Below are 13,674 nucleotides of genomic sequence, written 5' to 3' on the forward strand. Positions count from 1 at the left end.
CGAATCCGGTATTCTCCACGATTATTAAAACCCTTCAAAAACGCCTAACCCAAACAAGGCAAAATCATATTTTACTGGGTCATTAGCGTCTAAACGTCTTAAATTAGTATCTAATTCGTGTAAGGCTTTTGCATCATTTTGTTTTCGGGTCAATAGAAGTAATTTCCTTGCCACATTACCTGAATGTACATCTAACGGACAAGATAAAGTAGCTGTAGGAATGGTTTTCCAAATTCCTAAATCTACACCATTGGCATCATTTCGTACCATCCAACGTAAAAACATATTAATTCTTTTGGCAGCAGAACCATTTAATGGATCTGAAATGTGTTTTTGTGTCCGAAGCAAGTGTGGAATTTCAAAAAAGGTTTTCTTAAATTCGGATATGCTTTTTTGAGTCGAATTATTTTCAATATGTTTAGAAAATACACTTTCTAAATCGGTATTGTTCTTGTAAATATGTTGTAACGCTTTTATAAAAGTAACAGCATCAGTAGCATTAAAGGTACGATGCACAAAGTTGGATAATTTTTCTAAATGAATTTCTTTATGATTCATTACAAAATCATAAGGCGAATTTCCCATAATTTGCATAAGTTTATGCGAATTCGAAATTATCATTTTTCTATTTCCCCAAGCAATTGTTGCGGCTAAAAATCCAGAAATTTCAATATCTTCTTTTTGAGCATACAAATGCGGAATTTGTACAGGATCCGATTCAATAAAATTTTTATTGTTGTACAAGAGTACTTTTTCGTCTAAAAAACTTTTTAATTCTTCAGTAGTCATCTTAGCTTTGTAACATGCCGTCAACCATTACTAATTTTCTATCGGCCATATTTGCCAAATCTTCATTATGGGTAACAATTACGAATGTTTGACCAAACTCGTCACGCAATTTAAAAAATAGTTGATGCAAATTTTCTGCCGAAATATGATCTAAATTACCTGAAGGTTCATCTGCAAAAATTACAGCGGGCTTATTAATTAAAGCTCTTGCTACTGCCACACGCTGTTGTTCTCCACCAGAAAGTTCGGTTGGTTTGTGATGAATACGATGAGATAATCCCAAATAATCTAAAAGTTTTATGGCTTCTGTTTCTACTTCTTTTTTCGATTTATTTGCAATAAAAGCTGGAATACAAACGTTTTCTAATGCTGTAAATTCAGGTAATAGTTGATGAAATTGAAAAATAAATCCCAAATTTAAATTTCTAAATTTAGATAAATCCGCATCTTTTAAATTAATAATGGAAGTGCCATTAATTTCTAACGAACTTGCTTTGTTTTCTTTTTTATCTAAAATATCTAAAGTACCTAAAATTTGAAGCAAGGTAGTTTTTCCAGCTCCTGAAGGACCAACTATAGAAACAATTTCACCTTTATTTATTTGAAGACTTACGTTTTTTAAAACCTGTAAATCGCCATAATATTTATTTATATTGTTAGCTTTTATCATCACTTTAATTTGTACAAAGAAACAAAGAAATTGTGAATATTAAAATCTTTGCTGTACAAATCTAAAAGTAACGTTAAATTGGTTCATCATTAAGTATTATTGTCTAAATTTGATAAAAAAAGATGAACTATATTGTATTAATTAGTACTGTTTTGAGTTTTTTTTCGTGTGGAAATAAAACACAACTAACAGATATAAAAACGGAGGTTAAAAAAGAAATTATGAATGATAGTGTACAAGTGGCAACGTTTGCCGGAGGCTGCTTTTGGTGTACAGAAGCCGTTTTTTTAGAAGTAAAAGGAGTAGAAAAAATTGTTTCTGGTTTTACAGGTGGTTTTGTAAAAAATCCTGCTTATCGCGAAGTGTGTAACGAAACTACAGGACACGCCGAAGGCATTCAAATTACATTTAATCCGAAAGAAGTAGCATATGAAGATTTATTAGAAATATTTTTTGCTACACACGATCCTACTACTTTAAATAAACAAGGTGCCGATGTGGGCACACAATATAGAAGTGCCATTTTTTATCATTCCAAAGAGCAAAAAGAAAAAGCGGAGAAATATATTCAATTCATTGAAAAAGAAAAATTATACGCAAATCCAATTGTAACACAAATAGAAGAAGCGGGTGTTTTTTATTTGGCGGAAGACTATCATCAAAATTATTACAATCAAAACAAAGAGCAAGGCTATTGCCAGTATGTTATCGCACCGAAATTAGATAAATTAAGAAAATATTATAAGAGTAAATTAAAGTAGTGTTTTAGAAAATAGAAAATAGAATTTGCGTTTGTCTTTATTTTCAACACATATTTTAGAAATTTTATAAATATGTAAAATCTGTGTTTCAATACAATTTTAATATTGGTATTTAATTCGTAACTTAGTATTTTATAAAATATAAATATGAATCAAGAACCACAAACAGGCATCGTAAATAAAAGCGATAAAAAAACAAAACTGATATTAAGTCTTATTTTTGATGGCATAGGAATGTTATCTTATATTGTTCCTGTTTTTGCAGAATCTTTGGATATTATTTGGGCACCAATTTCAGGATTGCTTTTAGTGATTATGTATAAAGGAAGTGTCGGAAAAATTGCAGGTTTGTTTGGAACTGTCGAGGAATTGATTCCGTTTACGGATATCATTCCAACGTTTACAATTACTTGGTTTTTTACGTATATAATTAGAAAAGAAGCATAAAAAAATCCCGCAACTTGCGGGATTTTTAATTTTCTATAAATAGAAACTTAATCTTTATAAACCTTTAATGCTTCTTTTAAAATTTGAGCCGATTTAATTAAATCTTCTTTTTTCAAAACATAAGCCATTCTTATTTCATCTAATCCAACACCTGGAGTAGAGTAGAAGCCTGCTGCAGGAGCTACCATAACGGTTTCACCATTAAAATCATATTCTTCCAAAAGCCATTGTGCAAAGTTATCTGCATTTTTTACAGGTAATTTAGCAATACAGTAAAAAGCACCTTTTGGTTTAGCAATAGTAACGCCTTCAATTTTTTCCATTTCTTCCACTAACGTATTTCTTCTGTCAACATATTCAGTAATTACTTCATCAAAATAACTTTGTGGAGTATCTAATGCAGCTTCACTAGCTACTTGTGCATAGGTAGGTGGACTCAAACGTGCTTGTGCGAATTTCATTGCAGTTCCCATAAATTCAGTATTTTTTGAAACGACACAACCAATTCTTGCCCCACACATACTAAATCTTTTCGAAACGGAATCAATCATAATCGCGTGTTGCTCTAAACCAGGAACGTTTAATACCGAATAATGTTTTAATCCATCGTAAGTAAATTCTCTGTATACTTCATCTGCAATTAAAAACAAATCGTGTTTTTTTACAATTTCAGCCAATTTGTTAATTTCCGCTTCAGAATATAAATATCCTGTTGGATTTCCAGGATTACAAATCATTATAGCTTTTGTTTTTGGCGTAATTAATTTTTCAAATGCTTCCATTGGAGGCAACGCGAAACCAGCTTCAATTCCTGAAATAACAGGAACCACTTTTACACCACTTGCTGTTGCAAAACCGTTATAATTAGCATAAAATGGCTCAGGGATAATTACTTCATCACCATTGTCTAAAGTAGAACCTAATGCAAACATAAGTGCTTCAGAGCCACCTGTGGTAATGATAATATCTTTTGTATCTACGGGTAAACCTTGATTTTTATAATAAGCTGAAAGTTTGGTTCTATAGCTTTCAAATCCAGCACTATGACTGTATTCTAATACTTTTATATCGAAGTTTTTTACAGCTTGTAAGGCCACTTCTGGCGTTTTAATATCGGGCTGACCAATGTTTAAATGGTACACTTTTGTCCCTCTTTTTTTGGCTCCTTCTGCGTAAGGTACTAATTTTCTGATTGGCGATTCAGGCATTTGAATCCCTTTGTTTGAAATTTTTGGCATAGCTATAATTTTTGCTATGCAAAAGTGCAAAAAAAATAGGATTCAATAACAAAAATTTGAGAAAAAATAACAACTAAAATATATGTTTCTTGGAAATCAGATGAATGAAGCATCGTTATTATTTTAAAAGAAGTAATTAAAAAACCCTAACATCTAATTATTAAGAAGTTAGGGTTTTATCGTAGCGAAAACGGGAGTTGAACCCGTGACCTCAGGGTTATGAATCCTGCGCTCTAACCAACTGAGCTATCTCGCCATTAAATATTTTTGCATTTCTCAATGCGGGTGCAAATATATAAATAATTACTTTCTTTCCAAAAAATAAATCGAAATTTTATAATTTAAAATTTGTTACAAAAAATAATGTAAATAATAGTTGTGGTATCATATTTTTTTATATTTTGCTAAAAATTTAAAATACAATTATGAAGCCAAAAGTTAAGTACGAACTAGAGTTTCCAATACACTCGTCACCGCAATTATTATATCAATATATCATCACGCCATCTGGTTTATCGGAATGGTTTTCTGATAATGTAAATTCGCGTGGTGAATACTATACTTTTATTTGGGATGACTCGGAAGAAAATGCCAAATTGGTTTCTAAAAAAACAGGTGAGAAGGTAAAATTCAAATGGTTAGATGAAGATGGAAAAGATACAGAGTACTATTTTGAATTGAAAATTCAAGTAGATGAAATTACAAATGATGTATCTTTAATTGTTGTTGACTTTTCTGAAGAAGATGAATTACCTGAAAATAAATTATTGTGGGAAAGTTTGGTTTCCGATTTAAAACACGTAATTGGTTCGGTTTAATTTTAATAAATAAGTATATTTGTTCCCGCTATAAAAGGCGGGACTTTTTTTTATGATTAATTGTAACGGAAACATACAGAACACCAGTAATTTCGAAACCGAAAATAATAGAGGATTCCTTTTTGGGGATGCCATTTTTGAAACCATTAAAGTAAACGGAACTAAAATATTGTTTTTAGAAGAGCATTATTTGCGTTTAATGGCTTCGATGCGAATTTGTAGAATGGAAATTCCAATGAATTTCACAATGGAATTTATGGAAGAAGAAATTTTAAAACTAATTGCATTACAGACAAATAAAGTTAGTAATAGAATTCGTTTTTCTGTTTTTAGAAATGCTGAAGGATTTTATAATCCTACATCAAACGATGTGCAATTTATCATTACTTGTTCTGAATTGGCATCTGATAGTTACGTTTTTTCTTCAACTACTTATGAAGTGGAATTGTTTAAAGATTTTCATATTTCCAAACATTTATTGGCTACTCTAAAAACCAATAATAAAATGATTAATGTGGTGGCGAGTATCTTTGCAAAAGAAAACGGATTTGAAAATTGCCTATTAATTAATGAAGATAAAAATGTTGTAGAAGCTACAAATGGTAGTATTTTTATGAAAATGGGCAATCAAATAATTACGCCTCCCACTTCAGATGGATGTTTAAATGGTATTATGCGAAAACAAATTATTGCTATTGTAAACAAAATGGATACTATTGAAATGATTGAAAAAAGTATTTCACCTTTTGATTTGCAAAAAGCAGATGAATTATTTATTTCAAATGTAATTACAGGAATTCAACCTATTACAAAATACCGAAAAAAAGAATTTACTTCAGAAGTGGCTAAAGAAATAACAAATGTATTAAACGCAACAATTAATTAAGCGTAGGATTTTCTGGCGAATTAGAAAAGTAAATATATTCGCCACCAATTTCATTTAGTTTTTCTTTCCAGAAATTTTGGCTGTTTTTACTTATGATTTTGTTTTGCAAATCGTTTTCAAGAATTATCCAAGAATTGTCATCTAATTCTTCGGCTAACTGATTGGTTTCCCATCCGCTATATCCCAAGAAAAAACGAATATTTTCTTTAGATAATTTTCCAGCATTAATTAGTTCTTTTGTAGTTTCAAAATTACCACCCCAATATAAACCATAAGCGATTTCAATACTATCTGGAATAAGTTCAGGTACGTTATGCAAAAAATATAAATTGTCTTGCTCTACAGGTCCGCCATTGTAAATCATAAAATTGGCATCAATTTCTGGAATCAAATCATTTATGGAATAGGAGAGCGGCTTATTCAGTATAAAGCCCACACTACCATCATTAGAATGTTCTGTTAGTAAAATTACAGATCTATTGAAAGACATATCATTTAATATGGTTGGTTCTGCAATTAGTAAACAACCTTTTTTAGGTAACAATGAAGTCATAAGCCATTTAATTTTAATTGAAATTAAGAAAAATAATTTAATTGAACAAATTATCCAGTTTAATATTACATTACTAAATGAATATAAATTTTTGAAATAAAAAAAACCTCTTAGAAACTAAGAGGTTTTTCAAATAAATAAAAAGTATTTATTATTTGTTTACTGAACCATCTAAGTCAGCACCTGCTTTGAATTTTACTACATTTTTAGCAGCAATTTTGATAGTTTTTCCAGTTTGAGGATTTCTTCCATCTCTAGCCGCTCTTTTAGAGATTGACCAAGATCCGAAACCTACTAAAGAAACTCTTCCACCTTTTTGTAATGTACCTTCTACACTTCCTAAAAATGATTCTAAAGCTAATTTAGCTGCTGCTTTAGTAATTCCAGCTGCTGCTGCCATTGCATCGATTAATTCTGATTTGTTCATAATTGATAGTTTTAAAATGATTATACATAATTTTGTTATACAAATTTAAATGTATCATTAAACTACGCAAGCATTTACAGCTATTTTTGCTTAAAATGTTAATAAATTATAACAAATGTTAATAACGTGGGGTATTTTGTCCTATTATTAGCGCTTAAACTCACTTAACATGGGCATCCGCACTTATTGAAGTACCATTTAATAGCTCGTGAATTTGCATTTTCTTTTTACCTGGAAATTGCAAACTTCCAATTTGTATGAAACCATTAGCTACTGCAATTTTCATTTCCTTTTTTCCAGAAATAATTTGACCTATACTATAGGTATGTGTTTCTTCTATAAATGTAGTGTCATATATTTTAACATTCCACTCATTTTCTCCATCTTTAATATATGTCCAAGCGGCAGGATAAGGACACAAACCTCTAATTTGATTGTAAATTTCATTTCCAGGTTTTGTCCAATCTATTTTACAATTGTCTTTATTTAATTTATAGGCCGTTTTTAATTCGGTATTTTCGTTTTGAATGGTTGTCTCTACTTTTCCATTTTGTATTAAATGTAACGTCTCTATTACAGTATCACATCCTAAATGCATTAATTTGTCGTGTAACTGACCCACGTTTTCATTTTTATCGATATTAATTTTATGATTTAAAATCATTGCCCCCGTATCAATTTTATCGTCAATAAAAAAAGTGGTTACACCGGTTTCTGTTTCACCATTAATAATAGCCCAATTTATAGGAGCCGCACCTCTATAATTAGGTAACAAAGAAGCGTGCAGATTAAATGTGCCGTATTTTGGCATTTTCCAAACCACTTCAGGTAGCATTCTAAACGCTACTACGATTTGTAGATTGGCAGCATAGCTGGCTAATTCTTCTAAGAAATCTTCGCTTTTTAAATTAGTAGGTTGTAAAATCGGAATGTTTTTTTCTAATGCATAAGTTTTTACGGCACTAACTGAAACTTTCTGTCCACGACCTGCAGGTTTGTCTGGCGCTGTAATTACTGCTGCAATTTCAAACTCACTTTTATATAGTGTATCAAGAATGCCAACTGCAAAGTCGGGCGTTCCCATAAATATGATTTTTAATTTATCCATTTATTGTATTTTTTTTACTTTTTACCGCAGATTCGCAAATTTAAAAAGTCAATTCTCAAAGTTGTCGACAAACGTTCATTTTTTGTCTAATTATTTTTACTTAATTTGATACTTATTCGAAGCGTTTAAATAAATAATATCATTTTCTAATAAGTTTTGAAGGGCAAAGATAATTTCTTCTGTCGATAAAGTGAGTACATTTTCAATTTCATTTGACGATAGAGGTGCTTTTTCTAATACACTTTTAATACTTTCTGATACAGATTTAGGTTTTGCTTTATCTTTAGAAGTACAATACGAACAAATGCCACAGTCTTTAGGATTCTCTTCTCCAAAATACTTGGAAATTAAAAACGATTTACAAGTAGTAGTATCTGTCACAAAATGAAGCATTTGTTTGTGCTGCTCTATTTTAATCTGATTTTGATTTTCTAGAAGTTTAACCACACGATTAATGGTATAACTGTCTTCACGTGGTTCGTTATATAGAATAGAAATATCATTGCTTTGAAGTTTCAATTCTATTATTTCTTGTGCTTGTAGTTTATTTAAAACGGTAATTACTTGTTCTTCTGTTTTTCCAGATTTGGAAGCAATAAGTGCGGTATTTATACTCGTAACTTGTTCGAAAATACCAGTGTAATTTCGTAAAATGGTTTCTATAATTTCTGCCTCTTTCGTATTTAAACTGCAATATCTAAGGACTTCTCGACTTTCAATAATAAATTGCAAATTGGCTTTGTTGCTAATTAAATTATTTAATGTTATGATGCCTTGTCTGTCTAAAAATTGCAAACAAGCATACGTTTTAGTAACAGGTAAATTAAATTTTGCACAAAACAAGTTTAAGTTAAGATAAAAAACTTCTTGAAACCCTTCGCCATAGGCTATTTGAAACTGATTGTTTAGGTTTTTATACACCAAATGCAGAAATTCTTTATTGGGTAAATTGCCAGCAAACAGTTGTAATATATTCTCCGATTGTACGTCTTGAGTAAGTAATAAGGCGTAGGATTTCTCACCATTTCTTCCCGCTCTACCAGCTTCTTGATAGTAATTTTCAATATTATCAGGAATTTGTAAATGCACTACCGTTTTTACATTTGGTTTGTCAATTCCCATTCCAAAGGCGTTTGTGGCGACTATTATTTTGGCTTTTTCATCCAACCAAAGTTGCATGTTTTTATCCTTTTCTTTGCCTGATAATCCACCGTGATAATAGGTTGCTGTAAAACCAAAATCGGTAAGTATTTTGCTGATTTCTATACACGATTTTCTGTTTTTTACATATACGATTGAAGGCTCAGGATTTTTTAAGAAAATTTGTTTCAATTTTCCAAGTTTATCTTCTGTTTTTATAATATGATATCCTAAATTCTCTCGCGAAAAAGAATTCTTAAAAACAACTGGATTTTTTAATTGTAAAAGCGTACAAATATCCTCTTGAACTCTTGGGGTAGCTGTAGCGGTTAACGCAATAAACGGCACCGAGAAATAGTCTTTTAATGCTGAAATTTTTAAATAAGCAGGTCTAAAATCGTGTCCCCATTGACTAATACAATGTGCTTCGTCAATCGCAACTAAATTTATATTTAAATTTTTAATTCGTTCTAAAACCCAATCTTGTTGTAACCGTTCTGGTGATAGATATAGAAATTTATAATCGCCAAATACACAATTGTCTAATAAATTATTGGTTTCTTCAAAAGAAATACCACCCGTTAAAGCAATAGCTTTTATATTTTTGTTTTTTAAATTTTCAACCTGATCTTTCATCAAAGCTACAAGCGGCGAAATAACTAAACAAATTCCAGGCTTTAGTAGGGCAGGGATTTGAAAACAAATAGATTTTCCACCACCTGTTGGTAACAAGGCATACGTATCTTTACCGAGCAATACAGTAGTGATAATTTCTTCCTGAGTGGGTCTAAAAGCAGTATGTTTCCAGTGCGCTTTTAATACATCTAACGGTTGATTCATTAGATTGAATTAGGATTTTAAATGATTGATGATAAATTGAAATCGTTCTTCTACAGATGTTTTTGGCACTTCGTGTAAATCATAGCCATATTTTGTATACGTGTCTACCAAATAATTATGAATTTTGGTAGCTTCCTCATAGCTTTCGTATCGTTCGGCATCGCTGGTGTAAATTTCTTCCCAAGGCGGTAACAAAAAAACTTTGTCGTATTTATAAGTTTCGCAAGCGGCAATAAATGCTTCAGGATAAGTGTCGCCAATAAAATCCATATACGCCACTACATCAGGGATACCTCTATCAATAAAAACAGTTTTTTCTTCTGTTGTTGCCTTTTCGAATTGTTTAATTCTTCCTTCTAAAAGGCGTTCGCTAAACAACATCGGATTTTCCAAAAACAAATAGTCAACACCTTCTTCTCGGGCTTTTAAAATTACTTCTCTAGAAATTTCAGGATAACAAATGTGTCCTTCAGCTTCTAGGTGATTAATTAAGGTTGTTTTTCCAGAACTAGGACCACCAATTAGGAGTATAATTTTCTTATTCATTTTACGGCTTTAAAAATCAAATGTACTATCATTTTTTTTATTTTGAAAATCTTAATTATTTAAATTTTCAAATCAAACATTATAAACGTATATTTGTTCTTTATTATTAAATTAATATGAATAAAGAAACCGAAGATTTTTATATTAGACTTAAATCGGAATTAGAAGAATCAACTACTTGGCCGTCTGTGTATTTATACAAATTTATTGTACCAACCAATGCTACAAATGTAAACACAGTTGAAAACGCCTTTAATAATATGGGCGCAGTAATAAAAACACACGCTTCTAAAACAGGAAAATACACCAGTATTTCAATTAATGTTACCATGCAAAACGCAGATGCAGTAATTGAAAAATACCAAGAATTAGCAACAATAGAAGGAATTATTTCATTATAAATATGGCATACAACAACGAAGAATCAATTAATTATTTAGAATATAATTCGCAACGGGAACATTTAATTATTCCTGAATACGGAAGATATGTGCAAAAATTAATTAACCAAATTACAGCTATTGAAGATAGAGAAAAGCGTAACAAAGGCGCACGTTATGTAATTTCGGTATTGGGAAATTTGAATCCACATTTACGTGATGTGCCAGATTTTCAGCACAAACTTTGGGATCAATTGTTTATTATGTCTGATTTTAAATTAGATATCGATTCACCATTTCCTATTCCTACAAGAGAAGTAGTGCAATTGAAACCAGAACGTTTAACATATCCACAAAATTTTCCAAAATACAGATTTTATGGCAACAACATCAAATATATGATTGATGTGGCTCGTAAATGGGAGGAAGGCGAATTAAAAAACGCATTAATTATTGTGATTGCCAATCATATGAAAAAATGCTTTTTAAGCTGGAATAAAGATACGGTTACGGATGAAGTTATTTTTAATCATTTATTAGAATTATCTAATGGTGAATTAAACTTAACGGCAATGAAAGAAGAACTTTCTACATCGCAAAATTTAATGAAGGTCAATAAAAAACAGTCGAATAAGACTCAGTTTTTTACTAAGAATGAGACGGCTACAAACAACAGAAATCAAAACCGTCTACCAGCAAATCAAAACAGACCGCAACAAAATAACAATAGAAATCAGAATGCATCTAATGCAAAACCGAATTCGCCAGATAATACAAAAGCCAATTTAAATAATCCAAATTATAAAGGCGGTAAAAATTTTAAACCAAAAAATAATCCTAATAATATAGTATAAATGGGAACATTCAAAATTGAAGGCGGAAAGCCCTTAAAAGGAAATGTGCAACCACAAGGTGCAAAAAACGAAGCATTACAGGTTTTATGTCCTGTTTTGTTAACCTCAGAAAAAGTTAGAGTAACTAACATTCCTGATATTATTGATGTAAACAAACTAATTACTTTATTAGGTAACTTAGGTGTTAAAATTCAGAAAAACGGACCTGGTGATTATACGTTTCAAGCGGACGATGTAAATGTTGGGTATTTAGAAACGGAAGCTTTCAAAAAAGAAGGTGGAAGTTTACGTGGATCTATTATGATTGTAGGGCCGTTATTAGCTCGTTTTGGAAAAGGATTTATACCAAAACCAGGTGGTGACAAAATTGGAAGACGTCGTTTAGACACTCATTTTGAAGGATTTATAAATTTAGGTGCTAAATTTAGATACAACAGAGAAGACCATTTTTATGGTGTAGAAAACGAAGGCCGATTAAAAGGTGCGTATATGTTATTAGACGAAGCATCTGTTACAGGAACGGCTAATATTGTAATGGCAGCGGTTTTGGCTGAAGGAATTACAACAATTTACAATGCCGCGTGCGAACCGTATTTGCAACAGTTATGTAAAATGTTAAACTCCATGGGAGCGAAGATTACAGGTATTGGTTCTAATTTATTAACTATTGAAGGTGTAGAATCTCTAGGTGGTTGTGAACACAGAATTTTACCAGATATGATTGAAATTGGTTCTTGGATTGGTTTAGCGGCTATGACAAGAAGTGAGATTACGATTAAAGACGTAAGCTGGGAAAACTTAGGACAAATTCCGAACGTATTTAGAAAACTTGGCATTACGTTAGAACAAAAAGGAGACGATATTTATATTCCTGCTCACAAAGATGGGTATGAAATTAAAACGGATATTGATGGGTCTATTTTAACGGTTTCTGACGCCCCTTGGCCAGGATTTACGCCTGATTTACTAAGTATTATTTTAGTAGTAGCTACACAAGCAAAAGGAGACGTTTTAATTCACCAAAAAATGTTTGAAAGCCGTTTGTTCTTTGTGGACAAATTAATTGATATGGGTGCCAAAATTATGTTGTGCGATCCACACAGAGCGGTGGTAATGGGTCATAATTTCGAATCACAATTGAAAGCTACTGTGATGAGTTCACCAGATATTAGAGCGGGTATTTCGTTATTAATTGCAGCACTTTCTGCAAAAGGAACCAGTACCATCCAAAATATCGAACAAATTGATAGAGGTTACGAAAGAATAGATGAACGATTAAGAGCGCTTGGCGCGAATATCGTAAGAGTATAAATTTAAAAAGCGACAAAGATGTCGCTTTTTTTATTGTTTTTTAGGGGTTTTGTTCGGGTTTTGTTCGGAGTTTGTTCGGTAACGCTACGATAAAACGGGACTTTACAGCCGATTTACCGAACAACTACCGAAGGAATACCGAAGAAAACTATGATAAATTATATATTTAATTATGTGAAAGGATTGAGAATATGATATTTTGACAAAATAGTTTTTAATTGTAAACTCTTTCTTTCCCAAGCATCTCATTAATATTTTTTATATGTTGTTCTATGATTTGAAAATCTTCTCCATTTTTTACAGCTTGCTCAAATAAATCTACTATTTCTCTTTTATTAGTATATTCTGCAGGTGTACTTTCAGAAAGTATTTTTTCTACAACCTCTAATACTCTCCTTGATTTCACAACAAAAGTATTATCTGGAACAAAATTAATTTCTTTAAGTTCGCAATCTCCATAAAAAACAATAATTGAATAAAAAGGAATATTTTCGAATTGTTTAAGTTGTTTTTTTAAATCATCAATATGTTTTGCATTTTGTAAAATCGGATTATAAAAATAGAATCTATTTCTCCCGTAGTTTAATAATTGAGCCCAATTCGTTTTATATCCAGATCCAAAAATCCAACCACTAAATTCTTTTACTTCAAATACCAAAATCCCAACTTTTGTTGCGACAACCAAATCTATTTGTGAGTACTTATCATTTCTTTTTTTTAAGTATAAATCTTGAAAAATTGTTTGGGATGGAATTCCATATTGTGAAAGTTTCGAAACTAAAGCTCTTTCAGAACTTGTACCTCTTTTAGATTTAAATTTTCCATCAATTAAATTTTTGTTTATGAATCTATTTTTACTAAATTTCTATAACTTTATGTTTTTTTTAATAAAAAAAACTAAAATAA

The 13,674-nt window shown here is 31.0% G+C and carries 16 protein-coding genes and 1 tRNA gene; 7 read left to right on the forward strand and 10 right to left on the reverse strand.

Going from position 1 to position 13,674, the window contains the following annotated elements; genetic code table 11:
* Window positions 1-24: 24 nt before the first annotated feature.
* On the reverse strand, window positions 25-789 hold the full coding sequence (locus ACIQZ1_RS08510; RefSeq protein WP_396160545.1) for a TIGR02757 family protein: 765 nt from the start codon (window positions 787-789) through the stop codon (window positions 25-27).
* Between the two features lies 1 nt (window position 790).
* On the reverse strand, window positions 791-1,459 hold the full coding sequence (locus ACIQZ1_RS08515) for an ABC transporter ATP-binding protein (protein WP_396160546.1): 669 nt from the start codon (window positions 1,457-1,459) through the stop codon (window positions 791-793).
* Between the two features lie 122 nt (window positions 1,460-1,581).
* Here ACIQZ1_RS08515 and msrA point away from each other — a divergent pair, with 122 nt between their 5' ends.
* Entirely contained in the window at window positions 1,582-2,220 is a 639-nt protein-coding gene (msrA, locus tag ACIQZ1_RS08520) for a peptide-methionine (S)-S-oxide reductase MsrA (RefSeq protein ID WP_396160547.1), read from the forward strand.
* Between the two features lie 147 nt (window positions 2,221-2,367).
* Window positions 2,368-2,667 (forward strand): hypothetical protein, encoded by a 300-nt coding sequence (locus ACIQZ1_RS08525; RefSeq protein WP_396160548.1) that lies wholly within the window; start codon window positions 2,368-2,370, stop codon window positions 2,665-2,667.
* 47 nt (window positions 2,668-2,714) lie between these two features.
* On the opposite strand, the gene ACIQZ1_RS08530 is transcribed toward ACIQZ1_RS08525, so the two are convergent.
* A complete protein-coding gene (locus ACIQZ1_RS08530; RefSeq protein WP_396160549.1) occupies window positions 2,715-3,905 on the reverse strand; it encodes a pyridoxal phosphate-dependent aminotransferase in 1,191 nt (396 codons plus the stop codon).
* 182 nt (window positions 3,906-4,087) lie between these two features.
* Window positions 4,088-4,161 (reverse strand) — tRNA-Met (locus ACIQZ1_RS08535).
* A 169-nt stretch (window positions 4,162-4,330) separates the two neighbouring features.
* Between ACIQZ1_RS08535 and ACIQZ1_RS08540 the strand changes: the two genes are divergently transcribed.
* A complete protein-coding gene (locus ACIQZ1_RS08540) occupies window positions 4,331-4,723 on the forward strand; it encodes an START-like domain-containing protein (RefSeq protein WP_396160550.1) in 393 nt (130 codons plus the stop codon).
* 52 nt (window positions 4,724-4,775) lie between these two features.
* Window positions 4,776-5,609 (forward strand): aminotransferase class IV, encoded by an 834-nt coding sequence (locus ACIQZ1_RS08545; protein WP_396160551.1) that lies wholly within the window; start codon window positions 4,776-4,778, stop codon window positions 5,607-5,609.
* Here ACIQZ1_RS08545 and ACIQZ1_RS08550 read toward each other — a convergent pair.
* The 5 genes from ACIQZ1_RS08550 to ACIQZ1_RS08570 form a co-directional block, all read right to left on the reverse strand.
* Window positions 5,602-6,162, reverse strand: a complete 561-nt coding sequence (locus tag ACIQZ1_RS08550; RefSeq protein WP_396160552.1) for a YqgE/AlgH family protein — start codon at window positions 6,160-6,162, stop codon at window positions 5,602-5,604. The two genes, ACIQZ1_RS08545 and ACIQZ1_RS08550, sit on opposite strands and share 8 nt — an antisense overlap.
* Before the next feature lie 151 nt (window positions 6,163-6,313).
* Window positions 6,314-6,589 (reverse strand): HU family DNA-binding protein, encoded by a 276-nt coding sequence (locus tag ACIQZ1_RS08555; RefSeq protein WP_353151324.1) that lies wholly within the window; start codon window positions 6,587-6,589, stop codon window positions 6,314-6,316.
* A gap of 160 nt (window positions 6,590-6,749) precedes the next feature.
* Window positions 6,750-7,697, reverse strand: coding sequence for a methionyl-tRNA formyltransferase (gene fmt / locus ACIQZ1_RS08560; protein WP_396160553.1), 948 nt, complete (start codon window positions 7,695-7,697; stop codon window positions 6,750-6,752).
* A gap of 96 nt (window positions 7,698-7,793) precedes the next feature.
* Window positions 7,794-9,677 (reverse strand): ATP-dependent DNA helicase RecQ, encoded by a 1,884-nt coding sequence (locus ACIQZ1_RS08565; protein WP_396160554.1) that lies wholly within the window; start codon window positions 9,675-9,677, stop codon window positions 7,794-7,796.
* 9 nt (window positions 9,678-9,686) lie between these two features.
* Window positions 9,687-10,223, reverse strand: coding sequence for an AAA family ATPase (locus ACIQZ1_RS08570; RefSeq protein ID WP_396160555.1), 537 nt, complete (start codon window positions 10,221-10,223; stop codon window positions 9,687-9,689).
* Between the two features lie 116 nt (window positions 10,224-10,339).
* On the opposite strand from ACIQZ1_RS08570, the gene ACIQZ1_RS08575 reads away from it, so the two are divergent.
* Genes ACIQZ1_RS08575 through murA form a run of 3 tightly spaced genes read left to right on the forward strand, consistent with a single transcriptional unit; the run spans window position 10,340 to window position 12,768 of the window.
* On the forward strand, window positions 10,340-10,624 hold the full coding sequence (locus tag ACIQZ1_RS08575; protein ID WP_396160556.1) for a DUF493 family protein: 285 nt from the start codon (window positions 10,340-10,342) through the stop codon (window positions 10,622-10,624).
* Window positions 10,625-10,626: 2 nt separating this feature from the next.
* Entirely contained in the window at window positions 10,627-11,457 is an 831-nt protein-coding gene (locus ACIQZ1_RS08580) for a DUF4290 domain-containing protein (RefSeq protein ID WP_396160557.1), read from the forward strand.
* Window positions 11,458-12,768, forward strand: coding sequence for a UDP-N-acetylglucosamine 1-carboxyvinyltransferase (gene murA, locus ACIQZ1_RS08585; protein WP_396160558.1), 1,311 nt, complete (start codon window positions 11,458-11,460; stop codon window positions 12,766-12,768). It abuts the gene before it with no gap.
* Between the two features lie 214 nt (window positions 12,769-12,982).
* On the opposite strand, the gene ACIQZ1_RS08590 is transcribed toward murA, so the two are convergent.
* Entirely contained in the window at window positions 12,983-13,612 is a 630-nt protein-coding gene (locus ACIQZ1_RS08590) for a nuclease-related domain-containing protein (RefSeq protein ID WP_396160559.1), read from the reverse strand.
* Window positions 13,613-13,674 lie beyond the last annotated feature (62 nt).

This window comes from Flavobacterium sp., from assembly GCF_044341185.1.
In the GTDB taxonomy this organism is placed as follows: Bacteria; Bacteroidota; Bacteroidia; order Flavobacteriales; family Flavobacteriaceae; genus Flavobacterium.

Bases quoted from the DNA above. Each gene is read 5' to 3' on its own strand.
- ACIQZ1_RS08580 (WP_396160557.1), top strand. From the start codon at position 10,627: ATGGCATACAACAACGAAGAATCAATTAATTATTTAGAATATAATTCG.
- ACIQZ1_RS08545 (WP_396160551.1), top strand. From the start codon at position 4,776: ATGATTAATTGTAACGGAAACATACAGAACACCAGTAATTTCGAAACC.
- ACIQZ1_RS08550 (WP_396160552.1), bottom strand. From the start codon at position 6,162: ATGACTTCATTGTTACCTAAAAAAGGTTGTTTACTAATTGCAGAACCA.
- ACIQZ1_RS08510 (WP_396160545.1), bottom strand. From the start codon at position 789: ATGACTACTGAAGAATTAAAAAGTTTTTTAGACGAAAAAGTACTCTTG.
- msrA (WP_396160547.1), top strand. From the start codon at position 1,582: ATGAACTATATTGTATTAATTAGTACTGTTTTGAGTTTTTTTTCGTGT.
- murA (WP_396160558.1), top strand. From the start codon at position 11,458: ATGGGAACATTCAAAATTGAAGGCGGAAAGCCCTTAAAAGGAAATGTG.
- ACIQZ1_RS08565 (WP_396160554.1), bottom strand. From the start codon at position 9,677: ATGAATCAACCGTTAGATGTATTAAAAGCGCACTGGAAACATACTGCT.
- ACIQZ1_RS08555 (WP_353151324.1), bottom strand. From the start codon at position 6,589: ATGAACAAATCAGAATTAATCGATGCAATGGCAGCAGCAGCTGGAATT.
- ACIQZ1_RS08540 (WP_396160550.1), top strand. From the start codon at position 4,331: ATGAAGCCAAAAGTTAAGTACGAACTAGAGTTTCCAATACACTCGTCA.
- ACIQZ1_RS08525 (WP_396160548.1), top strand. From the start codon at position 2,368: ATGAATCAAGAACCACAAACAGGCATCGTAAATAAAAGCGATAAAAAA.
- ACIQZ1_RS08575 (WP_396160556.1), top strand. From the start codon at position 10,340: ATGAATAAAGAAACCGAAGATTTTTATATTAGACTTAAATCGGAATTA.
- ACIQZ1_RS08530 (WP_396160549.1), bottom strand. From the start codon at position 3,905: ATGCCAAAAATTTCAAACAAAGGGATTCAAATGCCTGAATCGCCAATC.
- ACIQZ1_RS08515 (WP_396160546.1), bottom strand. From the start codon at position 1,459: ATGATAAAAGCTAACAATATAAATAAATATTATGGCGATTTACAGGTT.
- ACIQZ1_RS08570 (WP_396160555.1), bottom strand. From the start codon at position 10,223: ATGAATAAGAAAATTATACTCCTAATTGGTGGTCCTAGTTCTGGAAAA.
- fmt (WP_396160553.1), bottom strand. From the start codon at position 7,697: ATGGATAAATTAAAAATCATATTTATGGGAACGCCCGACTTTGCAGTT.